A 19,723-nucleotide genomic window follows, 5' to 3' on the forward strand; every position below is an offset into this window, starting at 1 on the left:
GGAAAAAAACTTTTCGCGCTTCTCGGCCAAGTTATCCACAGGAAGAGCATCAAATCTGTGGACAACCCTGTGGATAATCTGTGGACAACTACCCCGAGCCTGTGGGTAACCGGGGGTCTCCCTGTGGACGCAACCATGGGTCATCGGATCACCGAACCACAGGCTGTTGTGGACAACCTGGGGAAAACCTGTGGACGAACCTGTGGACGAGGTGTGGACAACCTGAGGGCCCTCTGTTCCGTCCACAGGGAGGCCGAGTTATACACAGGGTCATCCACAGGACCTGTGGACAAAAATTCGCGGGATGACCTGCGGAAACGATGGTTATCCACATTATCCACAGGCCCTACTACTACTACGCACCTTGATTAACCAAGAGGGGGCTTCAAAACAGCTCCGCGTCAAATCTGTGGACAAAGCCCCGAGATCGAGGTGACGGCGGTCCTGTCCCGAGCTGGCAGCGGCAGGCGGTGAATCCGGGTAACGTGTGGTCTCGCCCCTGTCCTGAGCCGCCCAGATCTGAGCGGTGACCCCTACGGGAACCGAGGCCGCTCCAGTGGCACGGTCCGCGTTCGTCGCGGACAGCGTCCACACCCTGTTGACGGAGCCGCCCGGCAGACCCACGAGACACCCACGAGCTGCAACGTTGAGGCTGCGACCGGTCCACCGGTCGTGCGGAAAGTGAGTCGGAAAGTGAAGTTCCGGGTCGAACGCGACGTACTGGCCGACGCTGTCGCCTGGACAGCGCGAACACTGCCGACACGCCCCTCGGTACCGGTGCTCGCCGGAATCCTGCTGGACGCCGGCGAGACCGACGGCCGTCAGCGGCTGCGCCTGTCCGGCTTCGACTACGAGGTCTCCGCACAGGTCTCGGTCGACGTCGAGACCGAGGAGGCCGGGCAGACCCTGGTCTCCGGCCGTCTCCTCGCCGAGATCACCCGCAACCTGCCTCCACAGCCCGTGGAGATCTCCACGGACGGCTCCAAGGCCGTCGTCACCTGTGGAAGCGCGAAGTTCACCCTGAACACCATGCCGGTCGAGGACTACCCGTCCCTCCCGGAGATGCCCGGGGTCAGCGGGACCATCGGCAGCGACGTGTTCGCCGCGGCCGTCAGCCAGGTCGCCGTGGCCGCGGGCCGCGACGACACGCTGCCCATGCTCACCGGTGTCCGGGTCGAGATCGAGGGTGAGACGATCACGCTCGCCTCCACCGACCGCTACCGCCTCGCCGTCCGCGAGCTGAGCTGGAAGCCGGAGAACCCCGACCTCTCCGCCGTCGCCCTGGTCCCCGCCAAGACCCTGCACGACACCGCCAAGACGCTGACCTCGGGCGCCGAGGTCTCCATCGCCCTCTCGGGCAGCGACTCCGGCGAGGGCATGATGGGCTTCGAGGGCGGCGGCCGCCGGACCACCACCCGGTTGCTCGACGGCGAGTTCCCCAAGTACCGGGCCCTGCTGCCGGACACCTTCAACACGGTGGCCGAGGTCAGCCGCTCCGAGTTCGTCGAGGCCGTCAAGCGCGTCTCGCTCGTCGCCGAGCGCAACACCCCGCTGCGGCTGGCCTTCTCCCAGGGCGCCCTCGTCCTGGAGGCGGGTACCGGCGAGGACGCACAGGCCGTGGAAACCCTGGAGGCGGACCTGGACGGCGACGACATCCAGATCGCGTTCAACTCCGGATTCCTGCTGGACGGACTCGGCGCCATCGGCACCGACGTGGCACGCCTGCACTTCACCACCTCGACCAAGCCCGCGATCCTCACCGGCAAGCCGGCCGAGGAGGGCTCGTCCCCCGAGTACCGATACCTGATCATGCCGGTGCGCCTCTCCGGCTGACCCGAACGCCCGTCCGACCGCACGCGTCCGCCGCGCCCGGGCCGGTCGGCTTCCACGTGTCCACAGGTGCCCAAGGGGGAGTCCACACATGCAACTCGGAATGATCGGCCTCGGCAAGATGGGCGGCAACATGGCCGCCCGGCTCCGGGAGAAGGGGCACGAGGTCGTCGGCTACGACGCCTCCCCCGGCGACCGGGACGTCGAGTCCCTGGCCGAGCTGGTCGACCGCCTGGAGGCCCCCCGCCTCGTGTGGGTGATGGTCCCCGCGGGCGACCCGACGGCCACGATCATCTCCGAGCTCGGTGACCTCCTCTCCGAGGGCGACGTCATCGTCGAGGGCGGGAACTCGCACTACGCCGACGACCGCGCCCGCGCGGAGACACTGTCCGCGAAGGGCGTCGGTTACGTCGACGCCGGGGTCAGCGGCGGTGTCTGGGGCCGCCAGAACGGCTACGGGATCATGGTCGGCGGCCAGGCCGGGGACGTGGAGCGCCTGCGCCCCGTCTTCGACTCCCTGACCCCCGACGAAGGCGGCGGCTTCGTGCACGCCGGAGCGGTCGGCGCCGGGCACTTCGTGAAGATGGTCCACAACGGCATCGAGTACGGCATGATGCAGTCCTTCGCCGAGGGCTACGAGCTCATGGTCGCCTCGGGTCTGGTTGACGACGTCCCGGGCACCTTCGAGAGCTGGCGTGAGGGGACGGTCGTCCGTTCCTGGCTGCTGGACCTGCTCTGCCGCGCCCTGGAGGAGGACCCGGACCTGTCGGAGCTGCGCGGCTACGCCCAGGACTCCGGCGAGGGCCGCTGGACGGTCCAGGCCGCCGTGGACCTGGCGGTGCCCGCTCCGGCGATCACCGCCTCGCTCTTCGCGCGGTTCGCCTCCCGGCAGGACGACAGCCAGGCCATGAAGGTCGTCGCCGCCCTGCGCAACCAGTTCGGCGGCCACGCCGTCACCAAGGCTGACGAGCAGGCCTAGCCACCGTCTCTCCTCCGGGGGCGGTCCGGTGTACCCCGGACCGCCCCCGATTCCTCTTCCGCACTCCTTTCCGCTTCTGCGCTCCCCTCCAGGAGGAAGGCCGGATGTACGTCTCCCACCTGCAACTGGCCGACTTCCGTTCCTACGAGTCGGCTCTTCTGCGCCTCGAACCCGGGGTGAGCGCGTTCGTCGGATCCAACGGCCAGGGCAAGACCAACCTGGTCGAGGCGATCGGTTACGTCGCCACCCTGGGCAGCCACCGGGTCTCCTCCGACACGCCGCTGGTCCGCCAGAGCGCGCCCCGCGCCATCGTCAGCGCCAAGGTCGTCCGGGACGGCCGGGACATGATGGTCGACCTGGAGATCAACCCCGGGCGGGCCAACCGCGCCAGGGTCAACCGGGGCGCCGCGGGACGCCCCCGCGACGTGCTGGGCATTCTGCGCACGGTGCTCTTCGCCCCCGAGGACCTGGCCCTGGTCAAGGGGGACCCGGGAGAGCGGCGCCGTTTCCTCGACGACCTGCTGGTGGCGCGGGCGCCCCGGATGGCGGGGGTGCGCTCCGACTACGAGCGGGTGCTCAAGCAGCGCAACGCCCTGTTGAAGTCGGCCTCGGCCCGGTTGCGGCAGCGGGCCGCGCCCGACCTGAGCACGCTGGAGGTCTGGGACTCCCACCTAGCGGAGACCGGAGCCGAACTCCTCGCCGCCCGGCTGGGCCTGGTGGAGGAGCTGCGTCCGCTGATCGCGCACTCCTACGCGGGGCTGACCGACTCCGGGGGTCCTGCCGTGCCCACCTACCGGAGCTCAGCGGTCCCGGAGGGGGCGGAGGTGCCGCGCGAGCGTCCACAGCTCGTGGACGCGCTCCGCGAGGCGATGGCCCAGGCGCGTGAGCGCGAACTGCAGCGCGGGATCAGCCTGGTCGGACCGCATCGCGACGAACTTCACCTGCAACTCGGCGACCTGCCCGCCAAGGGTTACGCCAGTCAGGGCGAGTCCTGGTCCTACGCCCTGTCGTTCAAGCTCGCCGCCTTCGAGCTGCTGCGGGCGGAGGGCGACGACCCGGTGCTGATCCTGGACGACGTCTTCGCCGAACTGGACGCCGAGCGCCGCCGGAGGCTGGCCGAACGGGTGCGTGACGCCGAACAGGTCCTGGTGACCGCCGCGGTCGGCGAGGACATCCCGAAGGAACTGGACGGTGCCAGGTTCGGCGTGCGTCAGGGGGTGGTCGAGAGTGAGTGACCGTTATCCACAGCCTGTGGACCCCGGATCGAGCCGGGGCGCTCCGGAGTTCCCCGCCGACGCGGCCCGTCCACAGCCTGTGGACGAGAACCCGCCCGCGGCCCCGGCCTCCGGGGCGGACCTGGCCCGCCAGGCCCTGGCCCGGGCCAAGGCGGAGGCGCGGGAGCGCGGAGCCGTTCCCCGGGGGATGAACCGCACCCGCAGGCGTGGCCGGTTGCGGTCACGGAACGAGCCCCAGCTGTTCGGTGACGCGGTGCGGACCTGGCTGATCGAGCACGGCTGGCAGGAACAGGTGGCCATCGGCGGGGTGTTCGGCCGCTGGGCGGACATCGTGGGTGAGTTCAACGCCGAGCACCTCCGGCCGGAGAGTTACTCGGAGGGCGAACTCGTCGTGGTCGCCGATTCGCCGACGATGGCGGCCCACGCGCGAGCGATGGTGCGTGATCTGGTCCGCCGCCTCAACGAGGAACTGGGGGACGGCACCGTCGTCTCGATCAAGGTCAGGGGGCCCGGTTTCCGGCGCCGGTGATCCCCTGCCGCAGGGGTTCCGGGACGCTGAGAACGCCTGTGACCTGGGGGTCCTGAGGGTCTTTTCAGGCGTTGTGGGGTGTTTGGGCTCCCGAGTGTGCACTCGCTCCACCTGCGGGGCTGCGGCCGGGGACAGGGGGTGACCGCCCTCCCAGGGCACTCAACCGCGCCGGGACTTGCGCAAGGGGTCCCCCGCGTGTAGGGACTCGGCTCCCGCCCCAAACGTTCGTTCTGGAGCGGCACAGGGCCGCCAATGCCACTTTGTCGCACCGCGCGGGGTATCATGGAGACGGTTCTTCAGACGCCTGTAGCCGGTACCACGCCCCCATGTAGAGGGTGGGCGGACGGCCCGTGCGGCGAACGGTGATCCCCGGGTGTCGCGGCATGTCGACCCTGCGATCACCCTGCCGTGGGTTGACCGTAGTCCGCTCGGCCGCGGCCGACAGGCGTCCCCAGCAGGAGGGTGTTCCCACTTGGCCTACGACGCAGGATCAATCACGGTTCTCGAGGGGCTTGAGGCAGTACGCAAGCGCCCGGGCATGTACATCGGCTCCACCGGGGAGCGGGGTCTGCACCACCTGGTTTACGAGGTGGTCGACAACTCGGTCGACGAGGCGCTGGCGGGTCACGCCGACGCCATCGAGGTGACCCTGCTCGCCGACGGCGGAGTCAGGGTGGCCGACAACGGCCGGGGTATCCCGGTCGACCTCCACCCCGTGGAGAAGCGTCCGGCCGTCGAGGTCGTCCTCACCACGCTGCACGCGGGCGGCAAGTTCGACGGAAAGTCCTACGCGGTCTCCGGCGGTCTGCACGGTGTCGGCGTCTCCGTCGTCAACGCGCTGTCCACAGCGCTGGACGTGGAGATCCGCCGAGACGGCCACGTGTGGCGCCAGCACTACGAGATGACCGCCCCGACCGGCGATCTCATCAAGGGTGAGGCGACCGACGAGACCGGTACCCAGACCACTTTCTGGGCCGACGGCGGCATCTTCGAGACCACCACGTACTCGTTCGAGACGCTGGCCCGCCGGATGCAGGAGATGGCCTTCCTCAACAAGGGGCTGTCCATCACCATCCGCGACGAGCGGCCCGACCACACCGACGGCGGACCCACCGTCAACACCTTCCACTACGAGGAGGGGCTGTCGGACTACGTCCGGCACATCAACGCCAAGAAGGAGCCGGCGCACGCGTCGATCATCTCCTTCGAGGAGGACGGCGAAGGCATCTCGGTCGAGATCGCCATGCAGTGGAACCAGTCGTACACCTCGTCGGTGCACACCTTCGCCAACACGATCAACACGGCGGAGGGCGGCACCCACGAGGAGGGCTTCCGTTCCGCGCTCACCACACTGGTCAACCGGTACGCCCGGGACCAGAGGCTGCTGCGCGACAAGGAGGACAACCTCACCGGCGACGACATCCGCGAGGGCCTGACCGCGATCATCTCGGTCAAGCTCGCCGACCCGCAGTTCGAGGGCCAGACCAAGACGAAGCTCGGCAACACCGAGGCCAAGTCCTTCGTGCAGAAGGTCACCAACGAGCACCTGCGCGACTGGTTCGAGCGCAACCCCGGCGAGGCCAAGGACATCGTGTCCAAGGCCAGCCAGGCCGCCCGCGCCCGCGTGGCCGCCCGCCAGGCCCGCGACCTGACCCGCCGCAAAACCCTCCTGGAGACCACCTCCCTGCCGGGCAAGCTCTCGGACTGCCAGTCCACCAACCCGGAGGAGTGCGAGGTCTACATCGTCGAGGGTGACTCGGCCGGTGGCTCCGCCAAGGGTGGGCGCAACCCGCACAACCAGGCCATCCTGCCCATCCGGGGCAAGATCCTGAACGTGGAGAAGTCCCGGATCGACCGGATCCTCAAGAACAACGAGGTCCAGGCGATCATCACCGCCCTGGGCACCGGTATCCACGAGGACTTCGACGCCGAGAAGCTGCGGTACCACAAGGTCATCCTGATGGCCGACGCCGACGTCGACGGTCAGCACATCCGCACCCTGCTGCTCACCCTGCTGTTCCGCTTCATGAAGCCGCTGGTCGAGGCCGGGAACGTGTACCTGGCCGCGCCGCCGCTGTACAAGATCAAGTGGGACCAGAAGGGCTCCGACGCGAGCTACGCCTTCTCCGACGCGGAGCGGGACCGGCTGATCGAGGCCGGGATCGCCCAGGGGAAGAGGGACCCGCGCCCGCGCGACATGGTGCAGCGCTTCAAGGGTCTGGGCGAGATGAACGCCAACGAGCTGTGGGACACCACGATGGACCCGGACCGCCGTGTCCTCCTCCAGGTGAGCCTGGAGGACGCGGCCCAGGCCGACGAGCTGTTCAGCGTGCTCATGGGTGAGGACGTCGAATCGCGACGCGCCTTCATCCAGCGCAACGCCAAGGACGTCCGCTTCCTGGACATCTAGGTTCCTCCCGCGTTCCTCCCACCCGTGCCCGAGCAAGCTTTAGAAGGGATCGACATCCGTGACGGATGCGAACAGCCCCGACACCCCTGAGGGCGGTGACTCCCCGGTGGAGTCCCTGCCACGCCTGACCGACCGGATCGAACCCGTCGACATCCAGGTCGAGATGCAGCGCAGCTACCTCGACTACGCGATGTCGGTCATCGTGGGCCGCGCTCTGCCCGATGTCCGTGACGGCCTCAAGCCGGTACACCAGCGCGTGCTCTACGCGATGTACGACGGCGGCTTCCGGCCCGACCGCGGGTACTTCAAGTGCGCCCGCGTCGTCGGTGACGTGATGGGTAACTACCACCCGCACGGTGACAGCGCCATCTACGACACCCTGGTCCGGCTGGCCCAGTGGTGGTCGATGCGGATGCCGCTGGTCGACCCGAACGGCAACTTCGGCTCGCCGGGCAACGACCCGGCCGCCGCCATGCGCTACACCGAGTGCAAGCTCGCGCCGCTGGCCATGGAGATGCTCCGGGACATCGACAAGGAGACCGTCGACTTCCGGCCCAACTACGACGGCCGCTCCGCCGAACCCGTCGTGCTCCCGGCCCGCTTCCCGAACCTGCTCGTCAACGGTTCCTCGGGTATCGCGGTCGGTATGGCGACCAACATCCCGCCGCACAACCTGCGCGAGGTCGCCGACGGCGTCAACTGGTACCTGGACAACCCCGAGGTCGAGGACGAGGAGCTGCTCGACCAGCTCATCGCCCGGGTCAAGGGTCCCGACTTCCCCACGCGCGGACTCATCGTGGGCAAGCGGGGCATCGAGGAGGCCTACCGGACCGGGCGCGGCTCCATCACCATGCGCGCCGTGGTCGAGGTCGAGGAGGACAGCCGGGGCCGCCAGACCCTGGTCATCACCGAGCTGCCCTACCAGGTCAACCCGGACAACCTCGCGCTGAAGATCGCCGACCTGGTCAAGGACGGCAAGATCACCGGCATCGCCGACGTGCGCGACGAGAGCAGCGGTCGCACCGGTCAGCGCCTGGTGATCGTGCTCAAGCGGGACGCCGTCGCCAAGGTCGTGCTGAACAACCTGTACAAGCACACCCAGCTGCAGGAGACCTTCGGCGCGAACATGCTGGCCCTGGTCGACGGGGTGCCGCGCACCCTGCGCCTGGACCAGATGATCCGCCACTGGGTCAAGCACCAGGTCGAGGTCATCGTCCGCCGGACGCAGTACCTCCTGCGCAAGGCCGAGGAGCGGGCGCACATCCTGCGCGCCCTGCTGCGGGCCATGGACCGTATCGACGAGGTCATCAGCCTCATCCGGAGCAGCGCCTCCGCCGACGCGGCGCGCACCGGCCTGATGGGCCTTCTGGAGATCGACGACATCCAGGCCCGCGCCATCCTCGACATGCAGCTGCGCAAGCTCGCCGCGTTGGAGCGCAACGCCCTGACCGCCGAGTACGACGAGCTGATGTCGCTCATCGCCGACTACAACGACATCCTCGCCTCGGACGTCCGCCAGCGGAGCATCATCCGCCACGAGCTGGGCGAGATCGTGGAGAAGTACGGCGACGAGCGGCGCACGCACATCATCCCGTTCGAGGGTGACATGCGCATGGAGGACTTCATCGCGGAGGAGGACGTGGTCGTCACGATCTCCCGCGGCGGGTACGCCAAGCGCACCCGGATCGACAACTACCGGGCGCAGAAGCGCGGCGGCAAGGGGGTGCGGGGCGCCCAGCTCAAGCAGGACGACATCGTCCAGCACTTCTTCGTCACCACCACCCACCACTGGATCCTGTGCTTCACGAACCAGGGCCGGGTGTACCGGACGAAGGCGTACGAGCTGCCGGAGGCCGCCCGCGACGCGCGCGGCCAGCACGTCGCCAACCTGCTGCCCTTCCAGCCGGGCGAGGAGATCGCGCAGATCATGGCGCTGCGCGACTACGAGGCCGCTCCCTACCTGGTGCTGGCCACCCGGGAGGGCCTGGTCAAGAAGTCGCGCCTGGAGGACTTCGACTCCGCGCGCGCGGCGGGCATCATCGCGATCAACCTCCGTGAGGAGGACGAGCTGATCGCGGCGCGTCTGGTCTTCCCCGACGACGACCTGCTGCTGATCTCCAGCGACGCCCAGGCGATCCGTTTCCCGGCCGCCGACGAGTCGCTGCGCCCCATGGGCCGGGCGACCAGCGGTGTGATCGGGATGCGGTTCCTGGAGGGCGACTACCTGCTCTCCATGGACGTCATCCGCCCCGGGGACGGCTCCACCGACGTCCTGGTCACCACCGAGAACGGGTACGCCAAGCGCACCCCCTCGGAGCAGTACCCGGTGCAGAACCGCGGCGGCAAGGGCGTGCTCACGGCGAAGGTCGTGGAGGCGCGCGGCAAGCTGGTCGGCGCCCTGATGGTGGACCCGGGGGTGGACGAGATCTTCGCGATCACCTCCGCAGGCGGGGTCATCCGCACCGGTGCCGCCGAGGTGAAGCAGTCCGGACGTACCACCATGGGTGTCCGGCTGATGAACCTGAGCAAGGGCAACAAGATCGTGGCCGTCGCCGCCAACGCCGAGGCCGCCGAGGAGGCCGAGGCCGAGGAGGTCGCCGATGCCGTCGAGGCCGCCGAGACACCCGACACGGGTGGGGAGACGGTCGCCGGGGATGGCAACTCTGAGGCATAGACTGCGCGTTAAGCCCAGTAAGTCCCGCGGGGTTCTTTTCCGGAGCCCCGCGGGTCACACGGATCGACCCGTCTCAACGAAAGTCCAGCGGTAACGCTTCTATGTCTGAGAACCAGCGGAACACCACCAGCAACGAGTCCGATGCGGCTGCGACCGCCGGTGACACGGACGTGGAAACGGCGGAGCCGACCGCTCAGAGCGCATCTGAGCCGACCGCGCCGACCGAGTCGGAACCGGAAGGAACGACGGTGAAGACCGAATCCGAGCCGGAGCCCGAAGCCGCCAAGTCCGAGGGGGCGGGCGCCGTCAAGGCGTCCCTGACGAGCCGCAAGGCCCACCTGACGGTCTCCCGGGTGGAGCCGTGGTCGGTGATGAAGTTCAGCTTCGTGGTCGCCCTCGTCTGCTTCATCATCCTGTTCGTCGCGGTCGCCGTCATCTACGCGACCCTGTCGATGCTGGGTGTCTTCGACGAGCTGACCAACATGATCGGTGCCCTCCTGGAGGGTGACGGGGCGGAGGACGAGCTGGGTCTGAACCCGGCCGCCTGGTTCTCCCCCGGCCGTGTGCTGGGTTACACGGGTGTCATCGGCGCGCTGAACGTCGTGCTCCTGACCGCCCTGTCCACGGTGGGTGCGATGCTGTACAACCTGGTCGCCGACCTGGTCGGCGGCGTTGACGTCACCCTCTCCGAGGCCGAGTAGTCCCCGAGCGCCCGTCGGGCCCGGCTCTCCTGGTTTGAGCCGGGCCCGACGTCTGTCCGGGGCTGTCCCGAGCACTCGTGAAACCCGCTAAAATGGGAGGTGAAGAGGGACGCGGCAGGCCCGTGTCGCCTCCTGCCAGCCCCGAGGGAACCGGTTCGCTCCGGCCCCCGGGATGCGGTAGAGTTCTCGTCGGAACAAGGGCGTATAGCTCAGTCGGTTAGAGCGCATCCCTGATAAGGATGAGGCCCCAGGTTCAAGTCCTGGTACGCCCACCCAGTTTCATCTGGTCAGAGCCTTGCTTCTCCACTCGGAGAGCAGGGCTCTTTCTGTTGTGGCCGTCATCCGACCGCGGGACCCCACGCCCGTCCCCTGTCCGATCCTGTGCTTCCCAGGCACTGAGCGGTATCGACAGGACGCCGAGTCGACAACAGGTCGAATCGCTGTGTCGACTCGACCCCAGCCGACGCGCCCCCGGTGGGAAGAGGAACGCCCGACAGCTCCAGGAGCTCCGCGGTGGCCATCCAGTAGGTCCCGCCGTAGCGGAGCAGCCGGCAGGGGAACTGGCCGCTTCCGGCGAGCCCGTGCGCCGTCGTCCTCCCCGTGCGCAGGGCGCGTGCGGCTGTCAGCAGGGGCGTCGGTGCGAACAGCGAAGGTCCTGGAGAGGAAGAACCCCGGGAGCTTACGTGTGGGTCTACCGGGTCAGCCCGAGGAACGCCACCCAATCGGACACGGGAACCCTGAGGTGGCCGAGCTCGCGGTTCTGTGTGTCACGCACGTCCGCACTGCTCGCGCTCTCCCGGACCTCCACGCAGTTCGAGCCGCCGTCGGAGTACGTGCTCTTGTGCCACGTCGGCTTACCGTCCATCGTCTAACTCCTCATTTCCACCCTCGGACTCGGGAGGGTCTAAGCACATCAGAGTGATCGCCCGAGGCGGTCAGCCTAAACGGGCCGTCGGCGTCGGGATCTTCCGTGTGTCCAACGGGACCGTCCTTAGGGGCGCTCTTCAGCGACCGCGGGTTCATGGTGGACCTGGTGGAGAAGTCGGACGAGCTCACGCCACGTGGCCTCGAACGCGAGCACGGGTCCCTACGCGCTCGTGCTGTTGGAAGGACGGGCACGTGCGGACCGACCCTTTCCCGACTTCCTGGGTTCGTACCTTCCCGGCCGCGCTGGAGCGCGGCCGGTCCCCGTGGTGCGGATGTGCTGTGCCGGTACAGGACGATTCGTTGACAGGCCGACACGGCGACATGTCGACTGACCGATCCGTCGACAGGGCCCCACAGGTGGACCGGCGCGCACCGGTGTTTGCCGTACCCGGACGGCCCATGGACCCCTCCGGGGCCGTGACCGGGTAAGGCTTGTCCCATGGACAACCACGACGACCGCATCCGGGTGCGCGGCGCCCGCATCCACAACCTGAGGAACGTGGACACGGAGCTGCCCCGGGACTCCCTGGTCGCCTTCACCGGTGTCTCCGGGTCGGGAAAGTCCTCGCTGGCCTTCGGCACCCTCTACGCCGAGTCCCAGCACCGGTACCTGGAGTCGGTGGCGCCGTACGCGAGGCGCCTGCTCCAGCAGCTCCCGGCCCCGGACGTGGACGACGTCACCGGGATGCCGCCGGCCGTGGCGCTCGCCCAGCCGCGCTCGGCGCCCTCGGTCCGCTCCACCGTGGGCACCCTCACCACGCTCTCCAACACGCTGCGCATGCTCTTCTCCCGGGCGGGCACCTACCCGCCCGGGTCGGAGCACCTGGACTCCGACTCCTTCTCCCCCAACACCGCGGCCGGTGCCTGCCCGGTCTGCCACGGGGAGGGGGTCGAGCACGAGGTCACCGAGGACTCGCTGGTGCCCGACCCCGGGCTGAGCATCGCCGACGGGGCCGTCGCCTCCTGGCCCGGGGCCTGGCAGGGCAAGAACCTGCGCGACATCCTCGACACCCTCGGGTACGACATCCACCGGCCCTGGCGGGAGCTCCCCCAGGACGAGCGCGACTGGATCCTGTTCACCGGGGAACAGCCCGTGGTGACCGTCCACCCGGTCCGTGAGGCGGGCCGTGTCCACCGGCCCTACCAGGGAAAGTACAGCAGCGCCCGGCGACTGGTGCTCAAGGCCTACGCCTCCTCCGCCAGTGAGGCCCGGCGGCGCAGGGCGGCCGAGTTCATGGTCAACCGGACCTGCCGCGAGTGCGGCGGCCGACGGTTGCGGCAGGAGGCGCTGCGGGTCACCTTCGCCGGGCACACCATCGCCGAACTGGCGGCGCTGCCGCTGACCGAACTGGTCACCCTGCTGTACCCCTGGCGGGAGGAGACGGGGGCCGCCGGGGCGCTCGTCGGGGAGATCACCGGGCGGGTCGAGGTGCTGGCGGAGCTGGGCCTGGGCTATCTGAGCGTGGCCCGGCCGGCTCCGACCCTGTCCACCGGTGAGCTCCAGAGGATCCGTCTGGCCACCCAACTGGGCACGGGGCTCTTCGGGGTGGTCTACGTCCTGGACGAGCCCTCCGCGGGCCTGCACCCGGCCGACTGCGAGGCGCTCACCGGGATCCTCCGGCGCCTGCGCGACGGCGGCAACACCGTGTGCTTCGTCGAGCACGACCTGGACATCGTGCGCGGCGCGGACTGGATCGTCGACGTCGGACCGGAGGCGGGCGAGCACGGCGGGCGCGTCCTGTACAGCGGCCCGGTGGCCGGCCTGCGCGAGGTCCCGGAGTCGGTGACCCGCCGCTACCTGTTCCACGACGTCCTCCCGGAGTACCGGCCCCGCACCCCGGGCGGGCAGCTGCGGCTGCGCGGAGCCACCCGCAACAACCTGCGGGGACTGGACGCCGACATCCCCCTCGGCGTGTTCACCGCCGTCACCGGGGTGTCCGGTTCGGGCAAGTCCTCCCTGCTGGCGGAGGTCGGGGACCGGGCCGCCGAACACGGCCGGGTGGTGTGGGTCAGCCAGCAGCCCATCGGGCGGACACCGCGCTCCAACCTGGCGACCTACACCGGGCTCTTCGACACGGTGCGCAAGCTGTTCGCGGCCACCGAGAAGGCCCGCTCGCTCGGTTACGGGCCCGGCCGGTTCTCCTTCAACGTCGCGGCGGGGCGCTGCCCCACCTGTGAGGGGGAGGGATTCGTCTCGGTGGAGCTGATGTTCCTGCCCACCACCTACGCGCCCTGCCCGGCCTGCGGCGGCTCGCGCTACGACGAGGACACCCTCCGGGTGGAGTACCGGGGGCGCACTGTCGCGGACGTGCTCGCGATGTCGGTCGAGGAGGCGGCGGGGTTCTTCACCGGGGAGCCGTCGGTACGGCGCTCCCTGGAGACCCTCTCCGGGGTCGGCCTGGGCTACCTGCGCCTGGGCCAGCCCGCCACGGAGCTGTCCGGCGGCGAGGCCCAGCGGATCAAGCTCGCCACCGAACTCCAGCGCCGCCGGGTCGCCGACACGGTCTACCTGCTCGACGAACCCACCACCGGCCTCCACCCGCATGACACCGACGTCCTCGTCAGCCGCCTGCGCGACCTCGTCGGCGCGGGCGCCACCGTGGTGGCGGCCGAGCACGACATGCGGGTCGTGGCCACCGCGGACCACGTCATCGACCTGGGCCCGGGCGGTGGTTCGCAGGGCGGCCGGATCGTCGCGCAGGGCGCGCCCGCGCTGGTCGCGGCGGCCCCGGACAGCCGGACCGGCACCTATCTGAAGGGGCTGCTCTGATGCGCCACGCCCTTTCCCCGAGGTGACCACACGCGCCGAGGCGGAGAGCGTGATCGCGGGTCCGGATCCCGGCGGGGGCTGAGGCCTCCCGCTCCGGGCGCCTCCCGGCCCGAGGGGATCCGAGGGGACATGTCGACAGGCCGACCTGTCGCCACGCGGCCGCCCCCGTCTCGAAGGATGGACGGCGGAGAATTTTTCTTTCTGGTCGTGACCGGGCGGTCGCATGCCGGAAAGCTCCCTTGTCAGAGGGGGATTTCTCACCGACCGTTCGGTCAGGACACATGCATCTAGCTGGGAAAAGCGTGACCCGATGTAGAAAGTGCCCTGCATCACATGGCATGGTGTCCTGGGGCTCATGGTCTGTCCCGGTATCCCCCGTTCCGCCTTCGGGCCGTGGGCCGACCTGCCCGGGCCCAACAGCGAACCCGGCCCCCTCGAGCCGGTAGAGAACTACGGAGCAGCAATGGCGACACCCGACGCCACGGTCCCAGGACCCGGTGGAACCCTCGACCCCAAGGAGAAGCGCAAGGTCCTCGCGGGGACCATGGTCGGTACCACCATCGAGTGGTACGACTTCTTCATCTACGCCCAGGCCGCGGGCCTGGTGCTGGCACCCCTCTTCCTGGCGCCCCTGTCGGACGCCAGCCCGGCCGTGGCGCAGGTCCTCTCCTTCGCGACCATCGGAATCTCCTTCCTCTTCCGCCCGCTGGGCGCGATCGTCGCCGGGCACCTCGGGGACAAGTTCGGTCGCAAGCGGATCCTGGTCTTCACGCTCGTCATGATGGGGGCCGCCACCTGCGCGATCGGCCTGCTGCCCACCTACGCCCAGATCGGCGTGGCGGCACCGGTCCTGCTGATCCTGATGCGCATCATCCAGGGTTTCTCCGCCGGCGGTGAGTGGGGCGGCGCGGCCCTGATGTCGGTGGAGCACGCTCCGGTCGACAAGCGCGGCTACTTCGGCGCCTACCCGCAGATCGGTGTGCCGTGCGGCATGATCCTGGCGACCTTCGTGGTCTGGGTCATCACCGCGGTCATCGGCAACGAGGCCTTCCTGGAGTGGGGCTGGCGCATCCCGTTCCTGCTGTCCTTCCTGCTGATCATCGTCGGCCACCTCATCCGCAAGACGGTCGAGGAGTCCCCGGTCTTCAAGCTCATGCAGCAGCGCCGGGCCAAGTCCTCGGCCCCGCTGGGCCGGCTGTTCCGCAAGAACAGCAAGGAGGTCATCCTCTCCGCGCTGATCTTCGTCGCCAACAACGCCGCCGGTTACCTGGTGATCGCCTTCATGGCCACCTACGCCTCGCGGCCGGTCGAGGAGTTCGGCCTGGGCATGGAGCGGGGGCCGGTCCTGCTGGCCACCACCCTGGCCTCCTTCGGCTGGCTGGTCTCCACGCTGTACGGCGGTTGGATCAGCGACCGGGTCGGCCGGGTGCGGACCTTCCAGATCGGCTACGTCCTGCTCGCCGCCTGGGCGGTGCCGATGTGGTTCATGGTCGACACCGCGAACATCTACATGTACTTCCTGGGCCTCTTCGTCTTCACGCTGACCTTCGGCCTGAGCTACGGCCCCCAGTCGGCGCTGTACGCGGAGATGTTCCCGGCCGAGGTCCGCTACTCGGGCGTGTCCATCGGCTACGCGCTCGGGGCGATCCTGGGCGGCGCCTTCGCCGCGATGATCGCCGAGCTGCTGCTGACCAACTTCGGCGCCTCGTGGACCATCGGTGTCTACGTCGTCTTCCTCTCGCTGATCTCCTTCGTCGCGGTCTCCCTGGTGAAGAAGAACATCCAGGGCGTCGACCTGCACGCTGACGAGGACGAACCCACCTCCGTGACCTGATCACGGGGTGGGCCCTCCCTGCGGGGGCGGTGGTCCGCGGCCGCGGACCACCGCCCCCGCTCTGCGTCCGTCGACTCCCCTGCCCGTCCGGTCGACGGGGCCGTGCCGGTAAGTCCCTCTGTCGACATGGCGATCCGGGGACCTGTCGGCACGTCGACAGGGGGCCTGGGCCGGAAGCGGGTCAGCCCAGGGCGCCGCGGACGTGGTCGATGACGCCGCCGTTCCACATCATCGAGATGTGTTCCACGCAGCCGGCCCCGATGTTGTCCGCGCCCGGCAGCGAGGTGCTGCTCACCGGCGAGATGACCAGGTCGCAGCGCGAACGGATGGTCGTGTAGGAGACCGGTCCGGGTGTGGGGTCCCCGCTGTTGAGGTCGTTCAGGAAGTTCGAACCGTGCCGCATCTCCCCGCAGGGGGTGAGCAGGGACGGGCACAGGTTGGCGACGTCGGTGCCGTTGTTGGGGCCGCCGATGGAGATCCACTGGTCGACGGCCTCGGTGCCGCCGAGGTTCTTGATGTAGTGGCGCGAGGACAGGCCGCCCATGGAGTGGGTCACCAGGTGTACCCGGTCGGTGCCGTGCTGTCCTCGGACCTCGTCCACGCGGGCGGCGAGCTGCCGGGCGATGGTGGTGTTCGAGCGCGCCCAGTCGTAGGAGAAGACGTGCAGGCGCTCCTGCGGATAGCCGGAGTCCACCAGGGCGGACCGCATGGAGTTCCACTGGCCGCCCTTGCCCATGAATCCGTGGACGAAGACGACCGGAGTGTGCGTGTTGGCGGAGGCGGGGGCGGCGTGCAGGGCCGCGCTCAGGACGAGTACGAGGCCGCACAGCAGAGAGAGCAGAGGTCTCATGTGAGCTCCGTCGGTGGGGGATCGGGGGGAACTCGATTGTGTGCTCTGCGTCACTGGGGGCGCATCGGCTGAATAGCCGGTCCCTTTACTCTTGTTTAACCGGTGGGTAACTTATGGGGGTGATCAGCGTGAACCCGCTCACACGCACCACGCCCCTGTACGGGCGCGCCCACGAACTGTCCGCCCTCCGCCACCTGATCGAGGCCGCACGCTCCGGAGTGAGCGGCGGCCTGCTCGTGACGGGCGCCCCCGGGGCGGGCCGGACCGCGCTGCTGGACCGGGCCGCTGAGGAAGCCCGCGATTTCACGGTGCTCCGGTCCCTCGCCGCGCCGGGTGAGGGCCTGCTCCCCCTGGCCGGGCTGCACCAGCTCCTACGGCCCGCACTCCCCTATCTCCCGCGCCTGCCGGAACCGCAGCGCGAGGCGCTCACCCGCGCCCTGGACACCGGAGAACCGGGCGATCCCTTCCCGCTCGCCAGCGCGGCCCTGGAACTGCTCTGCGAGATCGCGGCGCAGTGCCCCCTCCTGCTCTGCGTGGATGACTTCCACCTGCTCGACCGGCCCTCCCGGGAGGTCGTGGCCTTCGCCGCGCGCAGGTTGGACCAGGAGGGGACGGCGGTCCTGCTCAGCGCCCCGGACGGGGACGCGGACCGGTTGGCCGGGATCCCCGTGCTCCGGTTGCGTCCCCTGGACCGCGAGGCCCTCCTGTGCGTTCTGTCCGACGAGGGCCTGGTGGGCTCGGTCGCCGGGGAGATCGCCGCCGCGGCCGAGGGCAACCCCCGGGCCGCGCTCGAACTGCTGGACGGGACCACCGCCGAACAGCGATCCGGTTCGGTTGCGCTCGAACAGCCGCCGCTCTCTCGGGGCGAGCTCACCGAGGCCTTCGCCCGAACCCTCTCCCGGCTCCCCGGCACCACACGCCTGGCCCTGGTCCGGCTGGCGGCCGAACACGGACGAGGCCCCCTGCCGCCGGACCCCGACGTCCTCGAACCCGCCCGGGCGGCCGGCCTGGTCGCCGAGGAGGGCCGACACGTGGTTCTCACCCACCCGCTGGCCCGCTCCGCCTGTTACCACCGGGCCCGCCCGGCCGAACGGAGTTCCGTCCACCTGGCGCTCGCCCGTGTCTGTGAGGCCGAACAGGAGGAGGACCGCGCCGCCTGGCACCGGGCCATGGCCGGGAGCGCTCCCGACGAGCGGATCGCCGCAGCCCTCCACCGGGCCGCCCAGCGCACCGCCGACCGGCGCGGCCACGCCCACGCCGCCCTGCTCCACGAACACGCCGCCCGGCTCACCCCCGATCCCGCCGCCCGTGGCCTGCGCCTGACCGAGGCCGCCCGCTCCGCCTGGCTGTCGGGCGACCCGGTCCGGGCCCGCCGCGTGCTCGAACGCGTGCGCTCCGCCCCCGACCACGCGGACCTGCTCCGCGCCGAGATGGATCTGCGCTCGGGGGTGGCCATCGACGCCTCCCAACGACTCGGGGCCACCGCCGACCGGCTGGCCGGGAACGACCCCGGGGCCGCACTGCGGATGCTCTTCCAAGCCGGGGAGGCGAGTTGCCTCTCGGGCGACCACACGCGCTTCTTCGCCACCGCGGAGCGCGCCCGCGCCCTCGTGGCCGGGGCAGGACCCGGTACGGGGGCGGAACCCGGTCCGGGACGCGGCTCCGGGACCGGCCCCGCCCGGCCCTGGGACCGGCTCGTGCTGGACTACATGACGGGCAAGGCCGCCATGTTCCAGGGGCGTCACCGTGAGGGCGCCGTACTCCTGGCCAGGGCGGAGGAGGCCGCGGAGCTCATCGGTGACCCGCAGGCCCTCGTACTGGGCGGGATCGCGGGCCTGCTCCGCGGGGACCACGTGCGCACCCGGTCCCTGGCCGGGCGCGCCGCTGCGGTGGCCCGCCGAACCGGGGCACTCACCCTCGTACCCCAGGCCCTGGAGTTCCTGACCTACGCCGAGATGTGGTTCGGCCGCCTGTCCCTGGCACAGGCGAGCGCGACCGAGGGGCTGCGCCTGGCACTCGACTCCGGACAGGACAACTGCGCGAGCCACCACCGGGGTGCCCTCGCCTTCGTCGCCGCGATCCGCGGGGAGGAGGACACGTGCCGGGAGCACGCCGGAACCGCCCTGGCGATGGCCGTGGAACACGACGTCGGGCTCCCCGCCGGGCTGGCGGCCTGGGCCCTGGCCCTGCTCGACCTCGGTGCCGGACGCACCGCCGAGGCCGCCATGCGGTTGCGCGTGCTGGCCCGGTCCGGCCCCGGCAGCGGACACGCGGCGGTGCGGTTGCTGCTCACCCCTTACCTGGTGGAGGCGTCCGTGCGCGGCGGGGTGCGGGTGCGGGTCCGCTCCGGGGTGGAGACCTTCGCCAGCTGGGCCGAGGCGACCGGGAACGACACCGCCCGGGCCCTGGTGATGCGTTGCCGGGGCCTGCTCAGCGAGGGGGAGGAGGCGAGCGTGTTCTTCGAGAGCGCGCTCGAACTGCACTCCTCCGGCTACTGCGACTTCGAGGAGGCCCGCACCCGTCTGCTGTTCGGCGGACACCTGCGCCGCTCCCGGCATCCGGGCCGGGCCCGCGAGCACCTGTACACCGCGATGGAGGCCTTCGAGCGGTTGGGCGCCCGGCCGTGGGCGCGACAGGCCGGGGAGGAGCTGCGGGCGGCCCGCGGCAGCGCGGTGGCGCGCCGGAGAACCGGGCTGGAGCCGCTCAGCCCGCAACAGCTCCGGATCGCCCGGCACGTCGCTGACGGCGCCACCAACCGGGAGGTCGCTTCGCGGCTCTTCCTGAGCACCCGCACGGTCGACCACCATCTGCGCAACATCTACAGCAAGCTCGGGATCCGCTCCCGGGTCGAGCTCTCCCAGCTGATCGGCGTTCCACGGGAGCGGGGGCACGACCCCGGGTGAGCTCCCCGTTCCATGCGGCCGCGGGGCCGCGGTCCCTCTGCGCGGAGCAGGGGCGAGGAGTGTCCGGGAAACGCGGTGCGG

Annotated in this window: 11 protein-coding genes, 1 tRNA gene and 1 pseudogene; 11 read left to right on the forward strand and 2 right to left on the reverse strand. The window is 70.1% G+C overall.

All coding sequences use genetic code 11. From position 1 onward, the window contains the following. The first annotated feature begins 693 nt into the window (after window positions 1-693). The 8 genes and pseudogenes from dnaN (at window position 694) to IE195_RS04120 (ending at window position 10,630) form a co-directional block, all read left to right on the forward strand. A complete protein-coding gene (gene dnaN, locus IE195_RS04085; protein ID WP_191267980.1) occupies window positions 694-1,833 on the forward strand; it encodes a DNA polymerase III subunit beta in 1,140 nt (379 codons plus the stop codon). A gap of 85 nt (window positions 1,834-1,918) precedes the next feature. Beyond that, window positions 1,919-2,809: pseudogene (gene gnd, locus IE195_RS04090) on the forward strand (phosphogluconate dehydrogenase (NAD(+)-dependent, decarboxylating)); the annotation flags it as partial. 104 nt (window positions 2,810-2,913) lie between these two features. Beyond that, window positions 2,914-4,044: a DNA replication/repair protein RecF gene (gene recF, locus IE195_RS04095; protein ID WP_191267982.1), complete on the forward strand. Its 1,131-nt coding sequence runs from the start codon at window positions 2,914-2,916 to the stop codon at window positions 4,042-4,044. Between the two features lie 79 nt (window positions 4,045-4,123). Next, window positions 4,124-4,573, forward strand: coding sequence for a DciA family protein (locus IE195_RS04100; RefSeq protein WP_191268084.1), 450 nt, complete (start codon window positions 4,124-4,126; stop codon window positions 4,571-4,573). Window positions 4,574-5,045: 472 nt separating this feature from the next. After that, window positions 5,046-6,983, forward strand: a complete 1,938-nt coding sequence (gene gyrB / locus IE195_RS04105) for a DNA topoisomerase (ATP-hydrolyzing) subunit B (RefSeq protein WP_191267983.1) — start codon at window positions 5,046-5,048, stop codon at window positions 6,981-6,983. Between the two features lie 58 nt (window positions 6,984-7,041). Then, entirely contained in the window at window positions 7,042-9,657 is a 2,616-nt protein-coding gene (gene gyrA / locus IE195_RS04110) for a DNA gyrase subunit A (protein WP_191267984.1), read from the forward strand. 101 nt (window positions 9,658-9,758) lie between these two features. Continuing rightward, on the forward strand, window positions 9,759-10,358 hold the full coding sequence (locus IE195_RS04115; RefSeq protein ID WP_191267985.1) for a DUF3566 domain-containing protein: 600 nt from the start codon (window positions 9,759-9,761) through the stop codon (window positions 10,356-10,358). A 198-nt stretch (window positions 10,359-10,556) separates the two neighbouring features. After that, window positions 10,557-10,630 (forward strand) — tRNA-Ile (locus IE195_RS04120). Window positions 10,631-11,049: 419 nt separating this feature from the next. Here the strand turns inward: IE195_RS04120 and IE195_RS04125 are convergent. Beyond that, a complete protein-coding gene (locus IE195_RS04125; protein ID WP_191267986.1) occupies window positions 11,050-11,223 on the reverse strand; it encodes a DUF397 domain-containing protein in 174 nt (57 codons plus the stop codon). A 501-nt stretch (window positions 11,224-11,724) separates the two neighbouring features. Between IE195_RS04125 and IE195_RS04130 the strand changes: the two genes are divergently transcribed. Further along, window positions 11,725-14,055 (forward strand): ATP-binding cassette domain-containing protein, encoded by a 2,331-nt coding sequence (locus IE195_RS04130; RefSeq protein WP_191267987.1) that lies wholly within the window; start codon window positions 11,725-11,727, stop codon window positions 14,053-14,055. Between the two features lie 463 nt (window positions 14,056-14,518). Beyond that, complete coding sequence (locus IE195_RS04135) at window positions 14,519-15,889, forward strand: MFS transporter (RefSeq protein WP_191267988.1); 1,371 nt, start codon at window positions 14,519-14,521, stop codon at window positions 15,887-15,889. Window positions 15,890-16,070: 181 nt separating this feature from the next. On the opposite strand, the gene IE195_RS04140 is transcribed toward IE195_RS04135, so the two are convergent. Next, window positions 16,071-16,739, reverse strand: a complete 669-nt coding sequence (locus IE195_RS04140; RefSeq protein WP_191267989.1) for an esterase/lipase family protein — start codon at window positions 16,737-16,739, stop codon at window positions 16,071-16,073. Window positions 16,740-16,852: 113 nt separating this feature from the next. Between IE195_RS04140 and IE195_RS04145 the strand changes: the two genes are divergently transcribed. Then, window positions 16,853-19,642, forward strand: a complete 2,790-nt coding sequence (locus IE195_RS04145; RefSeq protein ID WP_225942594.1) for a helix-turn-helix transcriptional regulator — start codon at window positions 16,853-16,855, stop codon at window positions 19,640-19,642. Window positions 19,643-19,723 lie beyond the last annotated feature (81 nt).

Origin of the sequence: Nocardiopsis terrae (genome assembly GCF_014651695.1) — a bacterium.
Classification (GTDB): Bacteria; Actinomycetota; Actinomycetes; order Streptosporangiales; family Streptosporangiaceae; genus Nocardiopsis; species Nocardiopsis terrae.

Excerpts from the sequence above, each read along its gene's own strand:
- IE195_RS04135 (WP_191267988.1), top strand. The coding sequence starts at position 14,519 with ATGGCGACACCCGACGCCACGGTCCCAGGACCCGGTGGAACCCTCGAC.
- IE195_RS04140 (WP_191267989.1), bottom strand. The coding sequence starts at position 16,739 with ATGAGACCTCTGCTCTCTCTGCTGTGCGGCCTCGTACTCGTCCTGAGC.
- recF (WP_191267982.1), top strand. The coding sequence starts at position 2,914 with ATGTACGTCTCCCACCTGCAACTGGCCGACTTCCGTTCCTACGAGTCG.
- IE195_RS04115 (WP_191267985.1), top strand. The coding sequence starts at position 9,759 with ATGTCTGAGAACCAGCGGAACACCACCAGCAACGAGTCCGATGCGGCT.
- IE195_RS04130 (WP_191267987.1), top strand. The coding sequence starts at position 11,725 with ATGGACAACCACGACGACCGCATCCGGGTGCGCGGCGCCCGCATCCAC.
- IE195_RS04145 (WP_225942594.1), top strand. The coding sequence starts at position 16,853 with ATGGGGGTGATCAGCGTGAACCCGCTCACACGCACCACGCCCCTGTAC.
- IE195_RS04125 (WP_191267986.1), bottom strand. The coding sequence starts at position 11,223 with ATGGACGGTAAGCCGACGTGGCACAAGAGCACGTACTCCGACGGCGGC.